Source organism: Gluconobacter sp. R75690, from assembly GCF_015244525.1.
In the GTDB taxonomy this organism is placed as follows: Bacteria; Pseudomonadota; Alphaproteobacteria; order Acetobacterales; family Acetobacteraceae; genus Gluconobacter; species Gluconobacter potus.
Map to the genome: position 1 here is coordinate 108,900 of NZ_JABCQB010000008.1, position 21,656 is coordinate 130,555.

Sequence of the window (21,656 nt, forward strand, 5' to 3'; positions counted from 1 at the left end):
GGTTAAGGAGATATCAGATGAACAACATCGACACGAAACTCCGTTCTGTTCCGAAGCTGGACAGGATCTTCAATAGTCCTGATCATATCGTGGAAGACGGGCTGAGAGGCTATCTGCTGGCGCACCCGAACATCATTGCCGAAACTCAAAATCCGCGTGTGGTGCGTCGGCGCGAGGGGAGCCCCGTGCGCAAGGTCGGCGTCATCACCGGCGGCGGTTCGGGTCATGAGCCGGCTTTCCTGGGCTATGTCGGAACGGGAATGCTGGATGCTGCAGCCATTGGCGAAATTTTCTCTTCCCCGACCGCCGCCAGCTTCCTTGATGCGATGCGTGTCGCCGATATGGGGGCGGGTGTGGCGTGTCTGTTCGGCAATTATGCCGGTGACACGATGAACGTCCGGCTCGCCATGAGCGATGCGGCCAAGGAGGGGATTACGGTTGGCACGGTCGTTGCCAATGACGACGTGGCATCCGCCTCGAAGGATGAGGCCGGGCGCAGGCGGGGTGTGGCCGGCGAGATCCTGATGTGGAAAGCAGGTGGCGCCCGTGCCGAAGAGGGGGGATCGCTGGAAGACGTTCTGGCGGCTGCGCAGAAAGCGATTGATAACACGCGTTCGATCGGCGTTGGTCTCTCCCCGTGCACTATCGTGGCCAATGGGCATCCGAATTTCACGATTGAAGCGGGCACCATGGAAGTCGGTATCGGCCATCATGGAGAACCGGGCGTCGAGATTCGTCAGCTTGAGCGCTCAAGCGATATTGCGCGCATGATGTGCGACTATGTTCTGAATGATCTCCCGTTCAAGTCCGGCGACAATGTCGCGGTCCTGCTTTCTGGCCTGGGTGCGACGCCCATCATCGAACTCTATGTGCTGTTTGCCGATGTGGCGGCGGTCATGAAGGAGAGGGGAATTGAAATTCGGCACAGTTTCGTCGGCAATTATTTCACGTCCCTGGAGATGAAAGGGGTCACTCTGACGGTCATGCGGCTCGATGAGGAACTGGATCGTCTGATGTCTCATCCGACGCATTCGATCGGTCTGACCCGGGTCGGGACATTTTATACGCCGCCACAGAAGGCGGCTCCCGCGATCGTGCGTAAGATTCAGTCCGAAGTGGAGGATGTCACCGTTATCGACAGATATGCCGCCAGAACCGGGATTCCGCTCCAGAAGACAACTGACATCGTTCCGGCGCTCGTCGAAGCCATCGTTGGTGCCCGCGACTGGCTGAGCGAGATCGATGGCAAGATCGGCGACGGCGATCACGGAATCAACATGGCGAAAGGCTTTGAGCGTTGTGGGGAAAGGCTTGGAGCCAATCCGCCGCCTCTGCGCGAAGCCCTGCAGATCCTTTCAGACTCGCTTCTGGCGGGGATCGGTGGGTCTATGGGGCCGCTGTACGGACGCTTCTTTGCCGGGATGGCGCTGCCGCTGGAAAACACCGATTATATCGACGGCAAGGTTTTCGGTCTCATGCTCGATGGCGCCGAGGCTGGTATCCGTTCCCTGGGGAACGCCGATGTTGGCGACAAGACGCTCATGGACACGCTCGTTCCTGCTGTTCGGGCCTGTCATGCCACGGAGGACGGGGATTTTCTGACCTGTCTGAAGGCGACGTCCGAGGCTGCCGAGAAGGGACGGGATTCCACTATTGATCTTGTCGCGCGGATCGGGCGCGCGAGCCGTCTCGGGGAGCGCTCCCGGGGTGTGCTGGATGCCGGTGCTACGTCGTGCTGCCTCATCCTCCAGACGGTAATCGCCAGTCTGGAAAAAAGCCTGAAGGCCTGAGGCCGGCAAGGTCTGCGGAACGGATCAGCCGACAGTCCGGATGATCCGTTCCGACAGGAACTCTACCTCGAATGATCTGTGAGCCTGAAAACTTCGTCACGGCATGATGCGTCATCGTGCGTGCCGTTTTCTGTACCGGGGACAACCATGGCTGGAACAACGTTCAAAAGTCCTTCTTCTGTGGAAGAGGAGATCCCGGTCGAAGAGCGGCCGGCAACGAGACTGGGTCGGCTGCTGCTCAGGATTGGCATGCCTCCCTCCCTCTTGTGGGGGTTTGTCGGTGTTCTGATCTTCATGTCCGGTGATGGGGTCGAGAGTGGATATCTCTCTTCATATCTCGTCAGTCTTGGAAAGACGGAACATGACGTGGCGCTGCTCTTCACGGTTTATGGCCTGAGCGCGGCCGTGTCGGCATGGTTGTCTGGCGCCCTTTCCGATCTCTGGGGCGCGCGTCGCGTCATGATGACCGGTCTTGGCATCTGGGTTGTTTTCCAGATCGGCTTTCTCGCATTCGCCCTGCCGTCGAATTCCTATCCGCTGATGCTCCTCTTTTATGGCATCCGGGGCTTCGGCTATCCGCTTTTTGCTTTCGGGTTTCTCGTCTGGGTGGTCACGACCGTCCATCCGCGTCGTCTGGGATCTGCTGTGGGGTGGTTCTGGTTCTGCTTTACCGGTGGCATGCCAACGCTGGGCTCCGTGTTTGCGCGCTATACAATTCCCTGGATCGGCTCGGTCTACACATTATGGTCTGCGCTTTTCCTGGTGATTCTCGGTGGTGTCATGGCGCTTAGCGGGATCAGGGAGAAGCATGGCGACGAGCATATCCCGGGCGCTGAAAAGCATCCTTTGCGTACGCTGTTCGCGTCTTTGTCCATTGCCTGGGAACGTCCCAAGGTGGGGCTTGGCTGTATCGTCCGTGCCATCGATACATCGGCGGAATTCGGTTTTCTCGTCTGTCTGCCGATCTATTTCATGCACGATCTGCATTTCAGTCTCGGACAGTGGCTTCTGGTCCTGCAGGCGATTTTTATTTCCAACGTCATCTGGAACCTCCTGTTCGGCATTCTCAGCGACTGGCTGAGCTGGCGTGGCACGGTCATGATCGGCGGTGGAGTGGGATCTGCTGTCAGCACCATGCTGCTCTACTGGTGCCCAACATGGTTTGGCCCGGAGCATATCCTGCCTACCCTTTTTGCGGGTGCTCTCTATGGCATGACACTGGCAGCTTATGTCCCGCTGTCTGCGCTCATGCCTTACCTGGCGCCTGATGACAAACCCGCTGCCATGTCGCTGCTCAATCTGGGCGCTGGCGCGAGCGTCTGGATCGGTCCAGCCGTTGTCTATCTTGTTGAGCCGTTTTTCGGAATCTTTGGTGTCATGGTGGTCTATGCGGTGATCTATCTGATCAGCGCTGTCCTGACATGGTTCCTGACACTCGAGCCTGAACTCCAGGCCCAGCTCGATCGTGTGCGACGCAGCAGCCGCAGAACAGATCCCTCTGTTCTTCAGCCCGGCTCCGCTGAATAGCGGTGTCCCACACATCTTCATGATCAATAAGGAACACTGGAAATGAAGTCTTTCTCTGCGCTTTTTTCTCTTGAGAACCGTAGTGCACTCGTGACGGGTGGCGCTTCCGGAATCGGATTTGCCATCGCCCAGCGGCTGGCCGAGCAGGGCGCACGGGTCTGCCTTGTCGATCGCAGCCCGACGGTCAGGGATGCTGCCGCCAGACTTGGAGATGGGCATATCGGAATCGAGGCTGATGTCACCGATGAAACTGCCGTTACCCGCGCCTGTCAGGCCGCTATCGAGCATGCCGGGAAGATCGACATCCTGGTTAATAATGCCGGTATCGCGCTGATTGCTCCGGCAGCAGAACTGACCACCCAGGCGTGGGACACCACCCTGTCCATTAATCTGCGAGCTCCGTTTCTTTTCGCCCGGGCACTCGGGCCTCATATGTGCAGCAATGGTTTCGGGCGGATTGTAAATCTTGCCTCGCAGGCTGCTCTTGTCGCGCTCGAAGGACATATCGCCTATACGGCCAGCAAGGCTGGTATTCTCGGCCTGACGAAAGTTCTCGCTTTTGAGTGGGGCCCACACGGCGTCACGACGAATGCAGTCTCGCCTACGGTTGTGGAAACCGAGCTCGGCAAACAGGTCTGGGCCGGCCCTGTTGGGGATGCCTTCCGCGCGCAGGTGCCGACAGGCCGTTTCGCCCAACCGGATGAAATCGCCTGCGCTGTCACCTATCTCGTGAGCGAAGCTGCTGCAATGGTGAATGGCGAGAACCTGGTCGTCGATGGCGGTTACACGATCCGCTGATTTACAAGGTGCTGGCCCCTGAATCCTGGAGCCGGCACCTCATGGATCCCGCAAATCCTGTTGACCACCTGTTCCTTGAGACCGAAATAGCGTGAGGTGTGTGAGGGGCGCAGTTCTTTTCCGCCTCCGGGAACAGGGAAGGACGAGGATGTTTTTATCTGATGTTGACGTTCCGGTTGTCGACAGGCCTGAAAACTCCTGACAGCCAGTCTATGAAGACTCGGACACGCGGAGACATCTGCCGGTTATGCGGATAAAGCAGTGAGACGGGGGATGGAGCTGGCGGAAATTTTCCCAGTACTTCGACCAGTGTTCCGGACCGGATATCGTGTTCGGCATGATAACGCGGGATCTGGATAAGGCCCAGCCCTGTCCTGGCCGCTGCAATATAGCTCTCCGCCGCGTTGACCGAGATACGAAGCGGCAGGAGAATATGCTGTGCCCTGTCGTCAATAACGAATTCCAGCGGCAGTATCCGGCCGCGCAGACTTGACTGGAAACCGACCATGACGTGGCCTTCCGCCAGGTCGTCTGGATGTGCTGGAATGCCATGCGCTTCCAGATAGGCGGGGGATGCCAGTGTCACTTCCCGCAGGGTGGCGAGATGCCGGACCATCATGTCACTGTCTCGCAGTTCGCCCACACGAAGAACACAGTCCATGCCTTCACGGACCAGATCGACCAACCGGTCGCCTTCGCTCATATGCAGTTCGATGTCCGGATATGCTGCGAAGAATTCCGGCAGGGCAGGCACGATGAAATGACGGGCCAGCGTGCCGTGCACGTCGATCCGGAGTGTTCCTCTGGGACTGACGTTTCCGAACGCCGTTTCAGCGTCTTCGATGTCGGCGACGATATGGCGGCAGCGGCGATAATAGGTTTCGCCTTCCGGTGTCGGACTGACCTGCCGCGTCGTCCGGTGCAGAAGACGCACGCCCAGCCGGACCTCCAGCGTCTTGATGACGTCGGTGGCAGTCGAGCGTGGCAGGTTCATGTCTTCGGCAGCCTGGGTGAAGCTTCCGCGTTCCACGATCCTCATGAACAGCCGCATGATATCCAGCCGGTCCATAAACTGTTCTCACAATCCGGATAATCTATCCGAATTGTGCGGGATTATCAGGCGAACGAAAAGGGCCATTCTTCCTTCAGGGCCATAATGGCCACAGACAAAGGGAAAAGCAGATATGACACAGAACAGGAAAGTCGCGATCGTCACGGGGTCATCGCGCGGGATCGGTGCGGCCATTGCCACGCGGCTGGCGAAGGACGGGCTGGCGGTTGTCGTTAATTATGCGGGAAATGCAGCTTCGGCTGAAGAGCTTGTCGCGAAGATTCGTCAGACGGGCGGTGAGGCAATTGCGGTGAAGGCCGATGTCTCTGACTCTGCTGCTGTTTCCACTCTGTTCGACGAGACGGAAAAAGCCTTTGGTGGCGTTGATGTGCTGGTCAACAATGCGGGCATCATGACGCTGGGGCGGATTGCCGATGTAGACGATGCCGCCTTTACGCGGCAGGTGGATATCAACTTCCGGGGGACTTTCAACACGCTGCGTGAAGCCGGAAAACGCCTGCGGGACGGTGGACGTATTGTGAACCTGTCCACCAGCGTTGTCGGGCTGAAATTCGAGAATTACGGCGTGTATGCTGCAACGAAAGCTGCGGTCGAGACGCTGACGGCGATCGTGGCCAAGGAGCTGCGCGGGCGGAATACGACTGTAAATGCGGTCGCTCCTGGGCCCACCGGTACGGATCTGTTTCTTGAAGGCAAGAGCCCCGAACTGATCGAAAAACTGGCGAAGATGAACCCGCTTGAGCGTCTTGGAACGCCGGACGACATTGCCGCGGCTGTTGCCTTCCTGGTGGGACCGGATGGTTCGTGGATCAATGGCCAGACGCTGCGGGCCAATGGCGGCATGGTCTGAGGGCGGTAGCGGCAGAAGGGGAAAGATCATGGCCAAGCAGGTTATTCTGATTACGGGGGCCTCAAGCGGGTTCGGGGCCATGACGGCCCGGCAGCTCGCGACAGGTGGGCACTGTGTCTATGCCGGCGTACGGAACATTCAGGGAAGCGGCGCGGCTGCTGTCGCGGCTGCTGAGAGTTTCGCGAAGGAGTGGAAGGTCGAACTGCATAGCGTGGAACTCGACGTTCTCGAGCAGGAGCAGGCTGACGCCGCCGTTAGCCGGATCATGACCGAGCAGGGGCGGATCGACGTGGTGATCCATAACGCGGGTCACATGTGTTTCGGTCCGGCCGAGGCTTTTACGCCGGAGCAACTGGCGGCATTGTATGATGTGAACGTCCTGTCCACCCAGCGTCTCAACCGGGCCGCGCTGCCACATATGCGCGACAAGGGGCAGGGGCTGGTCGTCTGGGTGTCATCGTCCAGCACACGGGGCGGGACACCGCCGTTTCTGGGGCCGTATTTCGCCGCAAAGGCGGCAATGGATGCACTGGCGATTTCCTATGCCGGTGAGCTGACGCGCTGGGGGATCGAGACAACCATCGTTGTACCGGGTGCTTTTACGAAAGGCACCAATCACTTTCGCGATGCTGGTGCCCCGGCCGATCAGGCCGTAGCGCTGGCGTATAAGGATGGGCCGTATAAAGGCGTGGAAGAAACCGCGCTTGCAGGGCTGGCGGCGCTTGAACCGGCGGATGCCGATCCGGAGAGTGTAGCGCGGGCGATCGAGACCGTTGTGGATACCCCGCGCGGTAAGCGCCCGTTCCGCGTGCATGTCGATCCGTCGCAGGATGGTGCCGAAGTGGTCAACGGTGTGGCAGACAGGGTCCGGGCAGAACTTCTGCGACGCATCGGGCTTGGGGACCTGCTCCATATCCCAGAAACGGTGTAACGGCCGTCGCGAGACTGACCCCAGTAAGATTTGCAGCAGGCGGATCGTTGGGTGGACGAGGCCCTGATCTGGGCCTCGTCCACCCGCCGGAGCGACCTTTCAGATCTGGCTGTCCGTGGAACAGGAAAGGTCTTTCCATTGCTGGAATTCCGCCTGAAGGGCTAACAGTTTTTCTCCAACAAGTTCCACGGCATCTGTCCCAAGCAGCAGATGGGCGGGCGGCGTTCCGGCTTTCAGGATGTCCAGCATGGCCCTTGCGGCCCGTTTCGGATCTCCCAGTTGAGGAGCGTTATTGGCTGCCCGGCGCTCATGCAGGGTGGCGAAAACCGCCTGATATTCCGGGAGACTGCGTTCCACGCGGATCATGGAACGCCCGGCCCACTCGGTTCGGAAAGCACCGGGCTCGACGGCCGTGACATGAATGCCGAAGCCGGCGACTTCCTTGCCCAATGCTTCGGAAATGCCTTCCAGAGCGAATTTTGTGCCGTGATAGAGGCCGAGCCCAGGCATGGTGATCATGCCCCCCATCGAGGTGATGTTGAGGATATGGCCGGAGTTGCGGGCACGCATATGCGGCAGGACCGCCTGGATGACCGCGATGGCGCCGAAGACGTTGACGTCGAACTGCCTGCGGATCTCGGGCAGGGATGCCTCCTCGATCGTGCCTTCCATCCCGTAACCGGCATTGTTGACCAGGATATCGATCGGTCCGATATCCGCCTCGATCCTGTTGATGGCAGGCTTAATGGCCTCGAAATCCGTGACATCGAGCAGGACGCCGCTTGCGCGGTCGCCGAGAGCTTCGAAGGTCTGAAGTGCCTTTTCCGTCCGAACGGTTCCGATGACATGATGCCCGTCTGCGAGGGCTTCCTCCGCCAGCGCACGGCCCAGTCCGCTACTGACGCCGGTAATGAAGAGGCGTCGTGTTTTCTGTGATGTCATGTTCAGAGTCTCTATTACAGTGTTCATGCAGGTCATGAGTCGATCGTGATGGCCACTTTGCCGAAGGGACGGTCAGAGGCGAAATGCTCATAGGCTGAGGCGGCGTTTTCAAACGAAAAGCGCGTGTCCATAACGGGCCGGATCCCGTTGACTTCGACGAAGCGGATCAGATCTTCCAGCATGGTCCGGCTGCCGGCGGTGATACCGCTCAGACTGCGGCTCCCACCGATGAGTGCGCCTGTTGATATGGGCACATCGCCGCCACCGCTCAGCCTTCCGATCACAACGACACGTCCGCCAACGGCTGTTGCCTTCAGGGAGCGGGGCAGGGTGTGTTCGCCGCCGACCTCGAGTACGAGATCGACGCCTGTTCCCTCTGTCTGGCGCAGGACGTCCTCCTGCCATTCGGGGTTCAGCCGATAATTGACCGTCTCATCAGCTCCCAGGGCCCGTGCACGCTGGAGCCTTTCGTCCTGTGACGAGGTGATGATGACGGACAGCCCCGCGGCTTTTGCCAGAACGAGTGCCATGATGGAGACGTTTCCGGTACCCAGAAGCAGAACGCGTGCTCCGGGTCGGGCGGCGCCTGCGACAAAAAGGGCATTCCAGGCGGTCAGGCCCGCGCAGCATAATGTGGCCGCCTCTGCATCGTCCAGGTTTCGCGGTGCTCTTGTGAAACCGTTTTCCGGTCCGACCATTTCTGTTGTCAGCGTCCCGTCGATCTGGACCCCGAAGGATGTGGCTGTTTTGTGCGGGGATATCCTTCCGTCCAGCCAGCCGGGATAATAGGTGGGAATGACGCGGTCCCCCACCCGGAAACGGGTAACATCCGGACCTGTTTCCACGACTTCTCCGCACCCATCGACCAGCGGCACCACAGGATGGGGTTGCAGTCCGGTGAACTGGCCGCGTGCAACACTCAGGTCCCGGGAATTCAGGGCTGCAGCTTTCATGCGGAGACGCAGACCGTTGGCAGGCAGCGGGAGCGATGTCCGGTTTGTTTTTTTGAGGCTGGACAGGCCGCTTCCGGCCTGGATTTCATAGGCGTCCATCATCTTTTTCCTCGAGAAAGGCAAGGATCAGGCCGTGTAGACGGCATGGCGCAGGGCACGTGGGAAGGAGCCGGACATTCCTGCAACAGCCGTGTTCGTCAGGGCCACGGCGCTCAGTTCGCGCGCCGGATCGACCCAGAACCCTGTTCCATAAAGGCCGGACCAGTTCCAGGAGCCGGGCGAGAGGGGAAGTCCGGCTCTGGTGGGGTCTGTCAGGACTGCGACGCCCAGTCCCCAGCCGAAGCCGGGCCCTGCGGCTCCGACCGGCAGGGTGCCAATGGCATTGGTCGTCATGGCGGCAACACTTTCCGGCTTCAGAACCCCCGAACCTCCAGTCCGGATGGCTTCGGCAAAGCGGAGATAATCTCCCGCCGTTCCCACCATGCCGACACCGCCGGATGGCCATGCGGCGGGATCGAAGGCGCGGGAGGGAGAGTAGACAATATGACCCGGTCCAAATTTGAGCTGGAACGGGTCCGTCATGCGTATGGCTCCGCCAGTGCCCCCGTCGGCATAAGGCACGGCGATTGGCGTGCCTTGCGGGATGCTGAAGGCCAGGGAGGTCAGGCCAAGCGGACCGGTGACGAGTGTCCTGATGGCCGTGGGGAGGGTGAGGCCGGTGACACGTTCGATCACGCCCCCCAGCACATCAATGGCCAGCGAGTAGTGCCAGGCCGTTCCGGGCTCGAAAAGCAGGGGCACGGTAGCGATCCGGGCTATGTTTTCCTGAAGCGTGAGGCGCGCGTGGTCCAGTCCGTCCGAGATGCCCTTGCGATGATAGGGGCCCGTTTCCGGCTCCAGGAAGCCGTAGCCCAGTCCGGCCGTATGCGTCATGAGGTGCCGGATGGTGATGACGGGCTGCCGTCCGTCCGGGAGTGCGGGGCGGAAGTCGGGCAGCCATTGCGTGACTGGTGCGTCCAGGGACAGTTTGCCCTGTTCCATCAGGGCCAGGGCAGCAACGCAGATGACGGGTTTGGTCATTGACGCCAGCCTGAACAGGGTCCCGGTCTGCGTTGCGATACCGGCTTCACGGTCTGCCGAGCCAAAGGCGCGTTCGTAGACGATCTTTCCGCGCTCCGAGACCAGAACCGTCGCGCCGACGAGTGATCCCGAATGCACGGCATTCTGAAGAACGCTGTCGATCGCAGTGGTCCGGGCGGAGGACGTGGATACTTCCGCAGCAGAGGCTGATGATCTTGATGAAAGCCATGCGGCGGCGGGCAGTGTTGTTCCGAGAATGCTGCGCCGGCTGACAGGAGCGGCGGAATGTCCGGTTTCTGTTTTCTGTCGCATGAGAACGTCCTTCGTGTTGCTCATTGGGAGTCACCTGCAGGCGCTATCGTATTCCTGTTCATTTCCGGGCATAATCCGGATGAAACGGGATTCAGTTTGTACTGAAAGTAAAGAATACATGCTTGATCGCATTACCGGCATGCAGCTCTTTGCCCGTGCAATGCAGGCCGGAAGCATTTCGGCCGCAGGCAGGGAGCTGGGTCTTTCACCGGGGATGGCCAGCAGGCATCTGGATGCGCTTGAAAAACGGCTTGGGGTGCGGCTGTGTCATCGCAGCACACGCAGGCTCAGCCTGACGGAAGCCGGCCAGCATTATCTGGAGCTGTGCCTGCGTCTTCTGCCGGAACTGGAAGAAGTCGAGGCACAGATTGCTTCACAGCGCGTCGAGGCGTCTGGCGTTCTGCGTTTCAATGTTCCTCTGTCTTTGGGGGTACGCTACATCGCGCCCCTGCTTCCGGCGTTTCATGAGCAGCATCCGGCGGTGATGGTTGATCTCGGCCTCAATGACAGGGTTGTGGACCTGACGGGAGAAGGGTGGGACCTGACCATCCGGGTCGGGCGTCTGAGGGACAGTCGCCTCATTTCCCGCAGGCTTGCGCATAGTGAACTGATGATCTGCGCGTCGCCGGATTATCTGTCACGACGGGGCAGGCCCCGCTTTTGGACGGATCTGCCCCGGCACGACTGTCTGGGGTTTTCGCTGTCCGGTATCGCCAAGCCGGAAGAATGGCTCTACGGGCGCTTCCGGGACAGGCGGGTTTCCGTTCATGGTCCCATGTGTGCGAATAATGGTGATGCGCTTGTTGCCTGTGCCAGCGCCGGGCTCGGGATCATTTACGAGCCGGACTTCATCGTGGCCGATGCCGTCCGGGCGGGTGCGCTGGAGGTGCTTGTTCTCGATGCGCCGTCAGCAGAACTGGGTGGCGTGCATCTGCTGTATTCTCCTGACCGTGCTCCGCCCGCGAAAGTGCGTGTCATGATCGACTTTCTCGTGGGGGCGTTTGGCAGTACGCCCCCATGGGGTGTGAGGTGAGGGGCCTGTCGCGGGAAGACACGAAACGGCGACGCGCGCTGGAGGTCATGTCATGCGATGGTGCTGATGGTCTTTCAGGACCTCGATGAATGCCCGGAGTGCAGGCGGCACAAGCCGATGGCCGGGGTAATAGAGTGCGTATCCCGGAAAAGTGGGAGTCCAGTCGTTCAGAATGGTCGTGAGTTTCCCCGCTGCCAGGGCTGAGCGTGCCGTGTCTTCCGAAACAAATGCAATCCCCTGTCCGCCAGTGGCCGCTTCGACCATGAGGTCCATGTCGTCCAGCGTCAGCGCCCCGGGGACATCCACGTCATGCTCCTGGCCGTAACGGGCAAATTCCCAGCGGTAGATTTTGCCGCTGGGCAGCCGAAAGCGGATGCAGGCGTGATGCTTCAGATCATCAGGTGTCTGCGGCAGGCCATGCGCGGCAAGATAATCGGGGGAGGCAACCGCCACGAAGCGGCCTTCCCCGCCAAACCTTATGGCGATCATGTCCTGCGGGATGGCCTCCGCCAGCCTGACACCCGCGTCAAATCCTTCCGCCACGATATCAATGAAGCGACCGTTGGTCACGAGGTTGAGGTGGATATCCGGATAGCGTTGTCGAAAAGGGGGTACGATCTCTTTCAGCAGGGTGCGGGCCGCGTTTCTGGAGGCATTGATTCGCAGTGTTCCGGAAGGTTTGGTTTTCAGCATCCCAACCGTGGCGAGGGTCTGGCCGAGGCTGGAAAGAATGGGGCCCAGACTTTCGGAAAACTGGGCCCCTGCTGCTGTTAGGGCGACACTGCGTGTTGTCCTGTGGAAAAGACGCACACCCAGGCGTTCTTCGAGGGCACGGATCATGTGACTGAGCGTTGATGCCGAAAGATCGAGTTCGTCCGCGGCGGCGCGGAAACTCTCATGCCGCGCCACTGCGAGAAACGCATTCAATTCTGGCAGACTGGGAGTCTTATTCATGGCGTTTTTTCAATAGTCCATGCCGCTTTCAACACATAGACCCACCTATCCCGTCAGGCCAGAGTGCATGGCAGTCGCCTCAGGGTTCTGGGGCCATGAATCGGGAACGTACATGATGTCCAGAAACTGGTTTATTACAGGAACATCCTCGGGGTTCGGCCGTATCATGACCGAACGTCTTCTTGAGCGCGGTGACACAGTCGTCGCGACCCTGCGCCGGCGCGATGCGCTCGACGCTCTTCAGGCCCGCTATTCTGACCGTCTGCATGTGGTAGCGCTGGACGTCACCGATACGCAGATGGTCCGCCAGGTTGTCGATCAGGCTTTTGCAAGGCTGGGACATATTGATGTCGTCGTCAGCAATGCCGGTTATGGTCTGTTCGGTGCGGTGGAAGAAGTCTCCGATGCCCAGATCCATGATCAGATCAATACGAATGTCATTGGTTCGATCGCAGTTGTCCGTGCTGCCCTGCCGCATTTCCGTGCCCAGGGTGGAGGCCGTATCCTTCAGCTCTCGTCAATGGGAGGGCAGATCGCATTTCCCGGCCTGGGTCTCTATCATGCCAGCAAATGGGCCATTGAGGGTTTCTTCGAGAGCCTCGTGCAGGAAGTCGCGCCATTCGGGATCGAGGCGACACTGATCGAGCCGGGAGCCGCACGGACGCAATTTGGTCGAGGCAGTATGGTGATGTCCGATCCGCTTGAAGCGTATCAGACGCTTCCCTTCAGTGCACGTCGGGAAGTTCTTGCTCATGAATCCTATACGCCGATCGGAGATCCGGAAAAGATGGTTCATGAGATGATCGCCAGCGTGGATGTTTCTCCCGCTCCCCTGCGTCTGGCCCTCGGCAGCGATGCCTACAGACTGATGCATGAGGCGCTGGCAAAGCGGCTTGAACTGCTTGAAGCTCAGAAAGACATTGCCGTCTCGACGGATGCGAGTTCGTAAAAACGCGTCAGGGTCGACGTATTTTTAATCAATCATCCAGATATTTGCAGGGACAGGTTCGATGAATAATTCTCTTCAGGGCAAAATTGTAGCCATTACCGGAGCCAGCAGCGGGATCGGGGAGGCCACGGCACGTCTGCTCGCGCGGTCCGGCGCGTTCGTCGTGCTTGGCGCACGCCGGATGGACCGTCTCTCTGCCATTGTGGCGGATATCGAGCGCGAAGGCGGAAAAGCCCTTGCGCTTGAACTGGATGTCCAGCGGAAAGAACAGGTTCAGGCTTTCGTTGACCGGACGGTCACTCAATTCGGACGCCTTGACGTTTTCGTCAATAATGCCGGCGTCATGTTGCTGGCCCCACTTGCCGATCGGAAGATCGATCAGTGGGAACGTATGATCGATGTCAACATCAAGGGCGTACTCTACGGTATCGCGGCAGCTCTGCCGGTCATGCAGAAACAGGGTTCTGGCCATGTCATCAATGTTTCGTCGGTGGCGGGACACAAGGTTGGACCCGGATTCACTGTCTATTGCGGGACCAAGTTTGCGGTTCGCGCGATTTCCGAAGGATTCCGTCAGGAAGCTGGCCCCGCCATCCGCAGTACCATCATCTCTCCTGGCGCCGTGACAACCGAACTGCCGACCCATATCAGCGATGGTCCGGCCAAAGATGCGGTAAACGGTATGTATGCTGCGGCCGCGATCAGTGCTGATGCCATTGCCAATGCAATCCACTATGCGATCTCCCAGACACCTGACGTTGATGTCAATGAGATCATTATCCGCCCAACGGCGCAGGAATTCTGATGGCCTATATTACAGATTCAAACAGGATCTGCGGAGTATCTGCTGATGGATGAACTGTGTTGGTGACGGACAAAAGAGCGTCCGTCATCAGACACTTTCCTTCATAAGCCTTCTGGGCGTGCTCGATGGCCAGACTGATGCACTCGAAAAGCTGAGAGGTCAGTCCATACATGGCACAGGCACGGGTTCTGGCAAGATTTCTGTCGAGGGTCTCCAGGGAGTGCCAGATTTCCCGTTTTCCCAATGCGGTCCGAAAGCGAACGGGAATCCCGCGTCTGAAATGGAAACCGGATTGCAGACGAATCAGCACAACAGGGCTCGTTTTGTAGAAGCCCTTTGTAGAAGAGAAGGGGCTTCGGGTTACTGAAAACCCTAAAAGCCATTTATTTTCAATAACTTATATGTGGTGCGAGCTGCGGGACTCGAACAAGAACTGTCCCGGAGTGACGCAATTAAGTTATTGAAAAATATAACTTTTAGAGTGATATTTTTTAGGGAATTGTAGAAGGGCTTTGTAAATTAGTCTACCTTTTATTAGGCAGCGGCAATCCTCTGAATCGTCCTTAATCCGACCCCATATTCTTTGGCCAAGGCACACCCTGTTTCTCTCTCATAAGGTCACTTGATGACATTCTGCGCTTTGGGGGAAAGCTTCTTCTTTCTTCCCAGTATGACCCCACTAGCCGTGGCTTTCTTTCTGTCAGACTGGGGACGTTCGATAATCAGAGCGCGACTGAACTCTGCAAACGAGCCTATAAAGACTCAGGGTGGGACTTCTATATGCCGTTCCTGATGGCCATCAGGCCATTAAACTATTGATAATTATAGTATTTTTAGGATTTAGAAAAAGCCTAAAAAGCTGGAATGTTTAAGCATCCGAGCAAACTGAAGATATTTTTCGGAAACAATTGAAATCGAATAAAAAATTGATTATGTTCATCTTATGGTGCCGCTAGGGCATTTCAGTTTCGTGTTTACACTGTCAAGGTTTCCTGAGTGAACTTTCATAAAGATTTCCATAACTGGAACTCCGATTGTTAACCACCAGCGTGCTTTGCCAGCATACCGGCAATACATAATTGCCAACTGTATGATAACATACACGACTACGTCGAAGATAAACGCAACCGTCTGAACAGCGGGGGCGGGACTGTTAAGGGTTATGCGTTGGCCTGATGTCCTGCCTCCATTCGCAACGGTGGTTATGTCGTCTGATTTCAGGTTTGAACGCTCTGACCTAAAGCAATATCCTCATTTTGATGCACCGATTGCGTTAAAAGAAATTCATCATCTTGTGACTAATCCGGAAAGAGTCGCAAGTAATAGTTTCTATCCGTTTTTTATGTACTTTAAAGAGTGGCAGCCTTTCCGTCTAAAGGCTGCCGGACGTCCCGAAAAAAAACAGCGCCCAATTCGTTATGGTGCACGACGAGATGCGTATATATTTTCGTACTATCGACAGATTTTGTCAGATTTGTATGAAAAAAAGCTTATTGAATACGGAATTGAAGATTGCCCTGTCGCATACCGAAAAATTAAGAAGAAAAGGGGTGGCGGAAAGTGCAATATAGATTTTGCAAAGGATGCTTTCGATGAAATAGACCGATTAAAGGACTGCTTAGTAATTTGTTTAGATATAAAAGGTTATTTTGAGAGCTTAGACCATAATCTTATAAAAAAGGTCTGGTGTGAGCTTCTAAATGTGAAGCAGCTTCCAAAAGACCATTACGCAGTTTTTAAAAACATTACAAAATATAGATATGTTGACCAGAGAGCTGTTTATAAACGCTTAGGTTTCTTTGGAATTGTTGACTCTAAAAAACCTTCTATTGAAGGTCATGTAAAAGATATACCCAAACAGTTATGCTCTCCGTTTGATTTTAGAAATAAAATTTGCGGGAAGGACAAATCATTCGGTCCATCTTTAATAGAAAAAAATGAATTCCATTATGGAATTCCTCAGGGAGCTCCTATATCAGATATTATAGCAAATTTTTATCTTATGAAATTTGATAAAACTTTAAATGAGTATGCTCAAAGAAAAGGTGGAAAATATATCAGATATTCTGATGATATTCTTCTAATTATACCAGGAGGGACCGAAAATCTACACGAAGCTGTCAATCTTGCGATAGAAGATATCAAGAAATACGGAGATGAAATCGAAATAAAAAAAAGTAAAACATGTATAGTAAAATTTTTTCAAGCAGAAGGAAGATTATTATATACTCCTATAGATTTTGATGGAATTAAAAATACAAAGCAAGGTATTGAATACCTTGGATTTAGATATGATGGGAATAAAGTTTATATACGAGAGTCTACAGTATCCCGGTTCTTTAGAAAAATTTCCTCAGCATCGAAAATGCAAGCTAGAAAGCATGTGGAAAAAAATCTTGGAAAGAATCAGTCTCAATTAATCAATAGTTTCGATTACGCGTATTTCTATGGTAAATATGGAAAAGTCCATAAAGAAAAATATATTGAAGACGATTACCGTAGTTGGACCTTTTATTCATATGTGAAAAGGTCTTCTGAAATTTTTGGCGACAAGGGTTCAGGTATTCATGGGCAATTTTCAGGTTTTAAAAAATTTACTGAAAAAAAAGTAAAGCAAACTATTAAAAAAATTGTTCCTGAATGAACTTAATTTTTAGATTTAATTCGTTCTATTGTTCTTAGGCTTACTCCATATTCTCTCGCCAAAGAGGTTCCGGTTTCTTTTCCATAACGTATTTTTATGGATTCTTGAGCTTGAGAAGAGAGTTTAGGCTTCCGACCCATCCGCACACCATTTGCCATGGCTCTCTTCCTGCCTGACTGGGTACGGTCGATAATCAGAGCACGCTCGAACTCTGCAAAGGACGCCAGGAGGTTCATGGTAAGGCTTCCCATCATGTCATCCCTGATGGTCCCCACTCCCTCAATGGTGATGGCAATGCCCTGACCTCTCAGGTTCTGGATGACTGTCAGGATATCGAGAGTAGACCTTCCAAGTCGGTCGAGCTTCATCACGACCAGCTCATCCCCGGCCTGAATCATCTTCAGGAGCTTTCCGAACTGAGGTCTGTCATCTGACCTGATGACACCTGAAATCTTTTCCTTGAAGATATTCGCTTTTGGAACGCCAAGAGCCACCAAGGCATCTTCCTGTTCCTTCAAATCCTGTCCTACTGTGGACACTCTGCAATAACCGTATTTCATATAATTCTCCTTATAATTTTGGCGGAGATTTATGGCGGTTATTTTCTGGCTGTTTTCTGCGGTTCTATAATACCGCCATATTTCTCAATCTATGGCGGTATTGTATCATAATGTGATACTTATGAGGTCCATTATGTTTCTAGGAACGCCTTATGACTAGCGAGCCATCTAAATCTGGTATCGTGGGTAATCTCACAGCCTATGGTTCCAGTGTGAGCGCTTTGGCAGTAATTTTCGCAGGACACCCAGTTTCTGCGACAATAGTAGCATTATGGGCATCTAGGCCGGTGAGAGAGGCTATCTCTCGCTTAATATGTGGCTCATTAGAGATTCCTGAGGCTTGGTTGCGTAATAAAAAGCTAAGTATTGATGCTCAAGGTTTGTCTGAACAGGCAGTTTTAAAAGGATTTTCCGAAAAAGTCACTGAGACTACTTTGAGTTCTGAATCCATCAAAGGACGGGCAGAACATTACGCGCTTACAGTTATTGAAAAGAAGCAAAAAACTAGAGAGAATATATCTCAAAAAACACTAGAATACCTTGCGGAAGGAGAGCCTACAGATGAGGCTTCTGCGCCTTCAGAGGACTTCATGAGATCTTTTGAGGCAGTGGCAGAAAAAACTTCATCTGATGAACTTCAAGATATGATGGCAAGAATATTAGCCGGTGAAATTAGGAAGCCTAATAGTATATCTCGGGCCACATTGGCAGTCGCGGATATTTTAGATAAAGAAATAATAGAGTCAATGATATTTATAAAGCCTTATATTATAAATAAAATATGGGTTTGTGCAGATGCTTGTGATTTTAATGAATTGCGTTTCCATGCAAATTTACTTTCTTCAGTTCGAATAACAAATGAAATTGGGCCGCATAAACATGGTTTTAATGAAGAAGGTTATGCAGTTCTGCAATATCAATCTGGAGCAATATATTTGGAGTTAAAAGACAAGAGCCGAGCTAGAAAATTCACGCCATTTACGGATGGATTTAATATAACCAGGATTGGAAGCGAGCTAATATCAATACTTCCCGATATAAATGAAGTAAAAATTGAAGAAATTGCCAATTCATATAGTAAAAATAAATATATAGAAAATGTTTCTGTTGGGGATGTAGTGGAAGTTGATGGGAATAATTTTTTTCAGGAGAGAAAATAAATTATTGTATATAGAAAACTTTTCTTCTTCCAATACTATAAATATTTCTCTGTCCCAAAAACACCTGATTTGGGAATAGGGTGATTTTGCATGGCTGGGAGTCCGGTTCTGCAATTCTGGTACGGGGATTGCGGGATGGATTTCAGGAGTTCATGGCCCGCCAGGCTGTCATCTTGGAGACGTGCAGGAGTTTCGCCACTTCTCTGGCAGACAGGCCCTGAGCCTTGAGACGACGCGCCTGAGCGATGTCCTCTTCTGTCAGGGTCGGCTTTCTCCCAAGGCGGATGCCTTTGGATTTGGCGGTCTCCAGTCCTGACAGCACACGCTCGCGGATGATGTTGCGTTCGAACTCTGCAAATCCTGCCAGAAGCAGGAGGAACAGCTTGCCTCCAGCGCCTGCGGTATCAATTCCCAGATTGAGAATCCTGACAGAAATCTCCCGCTTTTTCAGCACGTCGATGAGGGTCAGCACATCGAGGGCATTACGCCCCAGACGGTCCAGTTTCACCACCGTCAGGGTGTCCCCCGCCTGAAGTCGTCTGACCAGTCTCTTCAGGGCCGGACGCGATCTCCACGCGGTCGCCCCTGACACTGTTTCCGTCACGATCTGCGTTTCCGGCACGCCCTCTTTCAGAAGGTCCGTGACCTGATTGTCTGTCTGCTGTCGTGACGTGCTTACGCGTGCATAGCCATATTTTCCCATAATCCCTGTCCTGTTCTTGAGGGACACCTTTGTGGGACCTTTTCAGGCCCCTCCGGTCTCCTCCCTGAATCATAACAAAATCAGGTGTTTACGGGATAACCTGGAGACAGGCGGTGAGACGCCAGGGGCGTGGTTTTCCGCGTCCATCACGGGCTGACAGAGGCGTCTTTCCTCTGTTTTCGGGGAGTGTGTGTCCGGATATGAATGTCGAAATTTTTGGAAAAACACTCTGGATTCACGGAATCGAGGGCCAGGTTCATGGCCTGACCCAGTGGACCGAAACCACAACCCAGACCACCAATGGCACCGCCACGCATCTCGGCGGGGGCAATTACGTCATTAACGGGCCTCAGGTTCACACCAATACAACGCACCACCAGAAGTTCTGGGTGGTCTCGCCAGGCGGACGGGAGCGTCAGGACCTCGGAAACTATCCGATGCGCGACGGTCAGACGGCCCGGCTTGTCTGGGTTGGCCTGGAAGGGAGGCAGTCCACCGGACATGTCCTGTTTCACAATCTCTCCACACAGGCAGGCTGGAAAACACCCGTGGGCCTTCCCGCACCCATCCGGCAGAACGGGTTTGGCAGACTGACCCGTCGCTATCTTCTGTGCATTCTGCTTCTGGGAGGGTGTGCTGTTGCGACCAGTCAGGGGCCTGCTTTGGCTCCTCCCTCGACGCTGTGTGTTGTGTCCATTCTCCTTGCGATCGCGCTGATCCCCATAGGCTTCGTTCATCTGTACCGGATGTTCCGGCGCAACGAGCAGACCGCGCTTGGTGCCATTGAACAGGCTGTCCTCAGCAATCCCGCCTTCCTGCAATCGCTGTCCGCATGAAGCCCTTTTCTTCCCATCCCGTAGGACCTCACATGAAAACCACCCTCTTCATCGCTTCCGCCCTGTCCATGGTTCTTGGGGCGATGGTGTCCCCTGTGCAGGCCCAGACCACACCGGACTGTCTTCTGGCTATCAATCAGGGCGTCATCTCTCCGGCCTGCGCCAAAATGATGGGACTGGGCGCACCCGCCTCACAGTCCCCTCCGGACAATGGCGGGCTTCCTCTGCAACAGACCCTGCATTACCAGCCCGTGACAGGTTCTGTGGGAACAGCCAGTATCGTGGGGCTGACACTGGGTATGGGTCTGGCAGACGCCACCCGTGCCATGAAAGCCTATTGCAAGGCAGACCCGCGTATCGCCAACAGTTTCCTGAACACCACCTACAAAGGTGTCGGGGTCAAAACCCAATTCTATCCCCAGCTTCTGCAATGTGACGTCAACGGCGACCAGCTTGAGGTGCATGTGTCTCCTCCTGTGATGGGAAGTGTCGTGACAGCCATCAAGCGCTCCGTCTCCTTTCCTGCGGATGCCTCTCCCCGGTTTGCTGAACTGGCCTCCGACATCCGCCAGAAATACGGGCTGACGCTCCCCGCGATGGTGCGGGATAGCGATTCAGAAACCACGGCCTATGTGACGGCCACCGGGACAATGGCCACCAATGCCCGCTTTTCCTACGCCCAGCCCATGGACAGCAGTTCGTATGATGCTCCGGGTGAAATCGCCTATCTGGCTGTGAGAGCCAGCCCTGTCAGTTCCAATCCGGCCAATGTGTCCACGATGTTTCTGACGCTTGAAGATTTGCGGGCTGAACGTGCGATCAACGCCGAAGTCCTGAAACAGCTCACGGCTTCGGTCGATCAGAAACTGGCCAATAGTCATGTCAAACCTGCCCTGTGAAGGACATCACCCTGTGACGCTCAACGGCACCATCATCAAGGTTCCTGACACCACACCGGGCCTGATTGTTTCTGACGGCACCCAATACAGTTTCGAGCTGGCGGGACACTGGCAGGGAAGCACGGCTCCCGCCCTCAACCAGAAGGTCAGTTTCAGCCCTGATCCACAGGGCCATGCATCGGCCATTCAGGTCGTGACACCTGAAGGTCTCACCCGCGAAAAACTGGACGACATCACACGCAGTGTTCTGAAGAACGGCGAAGGGCTCAGCCAGAAGCTGGGTCCGTATGTCAATGCTCAGGTCTCGCGGATGACGGTGCCGGTTGTTGTCCTGTCACTGGTCCTGCTGGTCTCGTTCCTCGCCCTGACAGGCTGGAGTCTGGATGCCAGCAAGGAAGGTCTGCCCATCACGGTCTCCTGTTCGCTGTATCAGGTGCTGGGAATGCAGTTCACGACAGATGGCGTCAGGACCGGTCTGACACTCTGGAGCTGTCTGGGCCTTGTCATTATGCTGATGCCATGGGTCTCTCCCTGGCTGAAACACCGACATGCTCCGCTCCTGAATGCTCTGCCTCTGCTGGCTCTGGTGCTTCTGGCGGTGGTCGTTCACAGGAAGCTCCACGCTTTTGCAACGTCCCTGACGCAGGCGACAGGTCAGATGTTTGGACGTTTCGGAGCCACGGACAGTTTCCAGCAGTCCATGGAACGCCAAACCAGCCAGCTGGCACAACACGTCATTGAGTCCGCCACATGGGGGTTGGGGTACTGGCTGTGCCTGCTCTGCGCTCTGGGGCTTGGCTGGCTTGGGTTCCGGAAATGGCAGGTCCTGCCCTGACATCCCATTCTCACGCGGGCAGG

Annotated in this window: 21 protein-coding genes; 13 read left to right on the plus strand and 8 right to left on the minus strand. The window is 55.2% G+C overall.

Annotated elements, in window-relative coordinates:
* Positions 1 to 17 precede the first annotated feature (17 nt).
* The 3 genes from dhaL to HKD27_RS10965 all read left to right on the plus strand — a co-directional run bounded on the left by dhaL (position 18) and on the right by HKD27_RS10965 (position 4,115).
* On the plus strand, positions 18 to 1,790 hold the full coding sequence (gene dhaL, locus HKD27_RS10955; protein WP_194265381.1) for a dihydroxyacetone kinase subunit DhaL: 1,773 nt from the start codon (positions 18 to 20) through the stop codon (positions 1,788 to 1,790).
* Positions 1,791 to 2,039: 249 nt separating this feature from the next.
* Complete coding sequence (locus tag HKD27_RS10960) at positions 2,040 to 3,317, plus strand: MFS transporter (protein WP_228120667.1); 1,278 nt, start codon at positions 2,040 to 2,042, stop codon at positions 3,315 to 3,317.
* 42 nt (positions 3,318 to 3,359) lie between these two features.
* Entirely contained in the window at positions 3,360 to 4,115 is a 756-nt protein-coding gene (locus HKD27_RS10965; protein ID WP_062495406.1) for a GolD/DthD family dehydrogenase, read from the plus strand.
* Between the two features lie 154 nt (positions 4,116 to 4,269).
* On the opposite strand, the gene HKD27_RS10970 is transcribed toward HKD27_RS10965, so the two are convergent.
* Positions 4,270 to 5,184 (minus strand): LysR family transcriptional regulator, encoded by a 915-nt coding sequence (locus tag HKD27_RS10970; protein ID WP_062495404.1) that lies wholly within the window; start codon positions 5,182 to 5,184, stop codon positions 4,270 to 4,272.
* A gap of 115 nt (positions 5,185 to 5,299) precedes the next feature.
* On the opposite strand from HKD27_RS10970, the gene HKD27_RS10975 reads away from it, so the two are divergent.
* Together HKD27_RS10975 and HKD27_RS10980 are read left to right on the plus strand one after the other, a co-directional pair.
* Complete coding sequence (locus tag HKD27_RS10975; protein WP_194689524.1) at positions 5,300 to 6,037, plus strand: SDR family oxidoreductase; 738 nt, start codon at positions 5,300 to 5,302, stop codon at positions 6,035 to 6,037.
* Positions 6,038 to 6,065: 28 nt separating this feature from the next.
* Entirely contained in the window at positions 6,066 to 6,968 is a 903-nt protein-coding gene (locus HKD27_RS10980) for an SDR family NAD(P)-dependent oxidoreductase (RefSeq protein ID WP_194689523.1), read from the plus strand.
* A gap of 99 nt (positions 6,969 to 7,067) precedes the next feature.
* On the opposite strand, the gene HKD27_RS10985 is transcribed toward HKD27_RS10980, so the two are convergent.
* The 3 genes from HKD27_RS10985 to HKD27_RS10995 are packed head-to-tail and all read right to left on the minus strand — an operon-like array spanning position 7,068 to position 10,255.
* Positions 7,068 to 7,910 (minus strand): oxidoreductase, encoded by an 843-nt coding sequence (locus HKD27_RS10985; protein ID WP_194689522.1) that lies wholly within the window; start codon positions 7,908 to 7,910, stop codon positions 7,068 to 7,070.
* A gap of 32 nt (positions 7,911 to 7,942) precedes the next feature.
* Positions 7,943 to 8,965, minus strand: a complete 1,023-nt coding sequence (locus HKD27_RS10990) for an NAD(P)-dependent alcohol dehydrogenase (RefSeq protein WP_197436611.1) — start codon at positions 8,963 to 8,965, stop codon at positions 7,943 to 7,945.
* 24 nt (positions 8,966 to 8,989) lie between these two features.
* On the minus strand, positions 8,990 to 10,255 hold the full coding sequence (locus HKD27_RS10995; protein ID WP_194689521.1) for a serine hydrolase: 1,266 nt from the start codon (positions 10,253 to 10,255) through the stop codon (positions 8,990 to 8,992).
* Positions 10,256 to 10,373: 118 nt separating this feature from the next.
* Between HKD27_RS10995 and HKD27_RS11000 the strand changes: the two genes are divergently transcribed.
* A complete protein-coding gene (locus HKD27_RS11000; protein ID WP_194689520.1) occupies positions 10,374 to 11,288 on the plus strand; it encodes a LysR family transcriptional regulator in 915 nt (304 codons plus the stop codon).
* A 45-nt stretch (positions 11,289 to 11,333) separates the two neighbouring features.
* Here HKD27_RS11000 and HKD27_RS11005 read toward each other — a convergent pair whose 3' ends face one another.
* Positions 11,334 to 12,242 (minus strand): LysR family transcriptional regulator, encoded by a 909-nt coding sequence (locus tag HKD27_RS11005; RefSeq protein ID WP_062495395.1) that lies wholly within the window; start codon positions 12,240 to 12,242, stop codon positions 11,334 to 11,336.
* A 115-nt stretch (positions 12,243 to 12,357) separates the two neighbouring features.
* Here HKD27_RS11005 and HKD27_RS11010 point away from each other — a divergent pair, with 115 nt between their 5' ends.
* Both HKD27_RS11010 and HKD27_RS11015 read left to right on the plus strand, forming a co-directional pair.
* The gene (locus HKD27_RS11010) at positions 12,358 to 13,191 is read left to right on the plus strand and encodes an SDR family oxidoreductase (protein ID WP_197436613.1); all 834 of its coding nucleotides are present in this window, start codon (positions 12,358 to 12,360) and stop codon (positions 13,189 to 13,191) included.
* Between the two features lie 61 nt (positions 13,192 to 13,252).
* Positions 13,253 to 13,996, plus strand: coding sequence for an SDR family oxidoreductase (locus tag HKD27_RS11015; protein ID WP_194265373.1), 744 nt, complete (start codon positions 13,253 to 13,255; stop codon positions 13,994 to 13,996).
* A 4-nt stretch (positions 13,997 to 14,000) separates the two neighbouring features.
* Here HKD27_RS11015 and HKD27_RS16770 read toward each other — a convergent pair whose 3' ends face one another.
* Positions 14,001 to 14,306 carry a DUF6538 domain-containing protein gene (locus tag HKD27_RS16770; protein WP_370544266.1) on the minus strand — a complete coding sequence of 102 codons (306 nt, stop codon included), beginning with the start codon at positions 14,304 to 14,306 and terminating at the stop codon, positions 14,001 to 14,003.
* A gap of 852 nt (positions 14,307 to 15,158) precedes the next feature.
* On the opposite strand from HKD27_RS16770, the gene HKD27_RS11020 reads away from it, so the two are divergent.
* Positions 15,159 to 16,640: a reverse transcriptase domain-containing protein gene (locus HKD27_RS11020; RefSeq protein ID WP_194689518.1), complete on the plus strand. Its 1,482-nt coding sequence runs from the start codon at positions 15,159 to 15,161 to the stop codon at positions 16,638 to 16,640.
* A gap of 2 nt (positions 16,641 to 16,642) precedes the next feature.
* On the opposite strand, the gene HKD27_RS11025 is transcribed toward HKD27_RS11020, so the two are convergent.
* A complete protein-coding gene (locus HKD27_RS11025) occupies positions 16,643 to 17,200 on the minus strand; it encodes a recombinase family protein (protein WP_194689517.1) in 558 nt (185 codons plus the stop codon).
* A gap of 152 nt (positions 17,201 to 17,352) precedes the next feature.
* Here HKD27_RS11025 and HKD27_RS11030 point away from each other — a divergent pair, with 152 nt between their 5' ends.
* Complete coding sequence (locus HKD27_RS11030; protein WP_194689516.1) at positions 17,353 to 18,360, plus strand: DUF2806 domain-containing protein; 1,008 nt, start codon at positions 17,353 to 17,355, stop codon at positions 18,358 to 18,360.
* Between the two features lie 142 nt (positions 18,361 to 18,502).
* Here HKD27_RS11030 and HKD27_RS11035 read toward each other — a convergent pair whose 3' ends face one another.
* Positions 18,503 to 19,063 (minus strand): recombinase family protein, encoded by a 561-nt coding sequence (locus HKD27_RS11035; RefSeq protein ID WP_194689515.1) that lies wholly within the window; start codon positions 19,061 to 19,063, stop codon positions 18,503 to 18,505.
* Between the two features lie 200 nt (positions 19,064 to 19,263).
* On the opposite strand from HKD27_RS11035, the gene HKD27_RS11040 reads away from it, so the two are divergent.
* The 3 genes from HKD27_RS11040 to HKD27_RS11050 are packed head-to-tail and all read left to right on the plus strand — an operon-like array spanning position 19,264 to position 21,633.
* Positions 19,264 to 19,899: a hypothetical protein gene (locus HKD27_RS11040; protein WP_194689514.1), complete on the plus strand. Its 636-nt coding sequence runs from the start codon at positions 19,264 to 19,266 to the stop codon at positions 19,897 to 19,899.
* A 32-nt stretch (positions 19,900 to 19,931) separates the two neighbouring features.
* On the plus strand, positions 19,932 to 20,798 hold the full coding sequence (locus tag HKD27_RS11045) for a hypothetical protein (RefSeq protein ID WP_194689513.1): 867 nt from the start codon (positions 19,932 to 19,934) through the stop codon (positions 20,796 to 20,798).
* A complete protein-coding gene (locus HKD27_RS11050; protein ID WP_194689512.1) occupies positions 20,779 to 21,633 on the plus strand; it encodes a hypothetical protein in 855 nt (284 codons plus the stop codon). The genes HKD27_RS11045 and HKD27_RS11050 overlap by 20 nt, the downstream gene beginning before the upstream one ends.
* Positions 21,634 to 21,656 lie beyond the last annotated feature (23 nt).

Bases quoted from the DNA above. Each gene is read 5' to 3' on its own strand.
- HKD27_RS11030 (WP_194689516.1), top strand. From the start codon at position 17,353: ATGACTAGCGAGCCATCTAAATCTGGTATCGTGGGTAATCTCACAGCC.
- HKD27_RS11040 (WP_194689514.1), top strand. From the start codon at position 19,264: ATGAATGTCGAAATTTTTGGAAAAACACTCTGGATTCACGGAATCGAG.
- HKD27_RS11000 (WP_194689520.1), top strand. From the start codon at position 10,374: ATGCTTGATCGCATTACCGGCATGCAGCTCTTTGCCCGTGCAATGCAG.
- HKD27_RS10995 (WP_194689521.1), bottom strand. From the start codon at position 10,255: ATGCGACAGAAAACAGAAACCGGACATTCCGCCGCTCCTGTCAGCCGG.
- HKD27_RS11005 (WP_062495395.1), bottom strand. From the start codon at position 12,242: ATGAATAAGACTCCCAGTCTGCCAGAATTGAATGCGTTTCTCGCAGTG.
- HKD27_RS11020 (WP_194689518.1), top strand. From the start codon at position 15,159: ATGCGTTGGCCTGATGTCCTGCCTCCATTCGCAACGGTGGTTATGTCG.
- HKD27_RS10965 (WP_062495406.1), top strand. From the start codon at position 3,360: ATGAAGTCTTTCTCTGCGCTTTTTTCTCTTGAGAACCGTAGTGCACTC.
- HKD27_RS11035 (WP_194689515.1), bottom strand. From the start codon at position 19,063: ATGGGAAAATATGGCTATGCACGCGTAAGCACGTCACGACAGCAGACA.
- HKD27_RS10960 (WP_228120667.1), top strand. From the start codon at position 2,040: ATGCCTCCCTCCCTCTTGTGGGGGTTTGTCGGTGTTCTGATCTTCATG.
- HKD27_RS11010 (WP_197436613.1), top strand. From the start codon at position 12,358: ATGTCCAGAAACTGGTTTATTACAGGAACATCCTCGGGGTTCGGCCGT.
- HKD27_RS11050 (WP_194689512.1), top strand. From the start codon at position 20,779: ATGTCAAACCTGCCCTGTGAAGGACATCACCCTGTGACGCTCAACGGC.
- HKD27_RS10980 (WP_194689523.1), top strand. From the start codon at position 6,066: ATGGCCAAGCAGGTTATTCTGATTACGGGGGCCTCAAGCGGGTTCGGG.
- HKD27_RS11025 (WP_194689517.1), bottom strand. From the start codon at position 17,200: ATGAAATACGGTTATTGCAGAGTGTCCACAGTAGGACAGGATTTGAAG.
- HKD27_RS10990 (WP_197436611.1), bottom strand. From the start codon at position 8,965: ATGATGGACGCCTATGAAATCCAGGCCGGAAGCGGCCTGTCCAGCCTC.
- HKD27_RS10985 (WP_194689522.1), bottom strand. From the start codon at position 7,910: ATGACATCACAGAAAACACGACGCCTCTTCATTACCGGCGTCAGTAGC.
- HKD27_RS11015 (WP_194265373.1), top strand. From the start codon at position 13,253: ATGAATAATTCTCTTCAGGGCAAAATTGTAGCCATTACCGGAGCCAGC.
- HKD27_RS11045 (WP_194689513.1), top strand. From the start codon at position 19,932: ATGAAAACCACCCTCTTCATCGCTTCCGCCCTGTCCATGGTTCTTGGG.
- dhaL (WP_194265381.1), top strand. From the start codon at position 18: ATGAACAACATCGACACGAAACTCCGTTCTGTTCCGAAGCTGGACAGG.
- HKD27_RS10970 (WP_062495404.1), bottom strand. From the start codon at position 5,184: ATGGACCGGCTGGATATCATGCGGCTGTTCATGAGGATCGTGGAACGC.
- HKD27_RS10975 (WP_194689524.1), top strand. From the start codon at position 5,300: ATGACACAGAACAGGAAAGTCGCGATCGTCACGGGGTCATCGCGCGGG.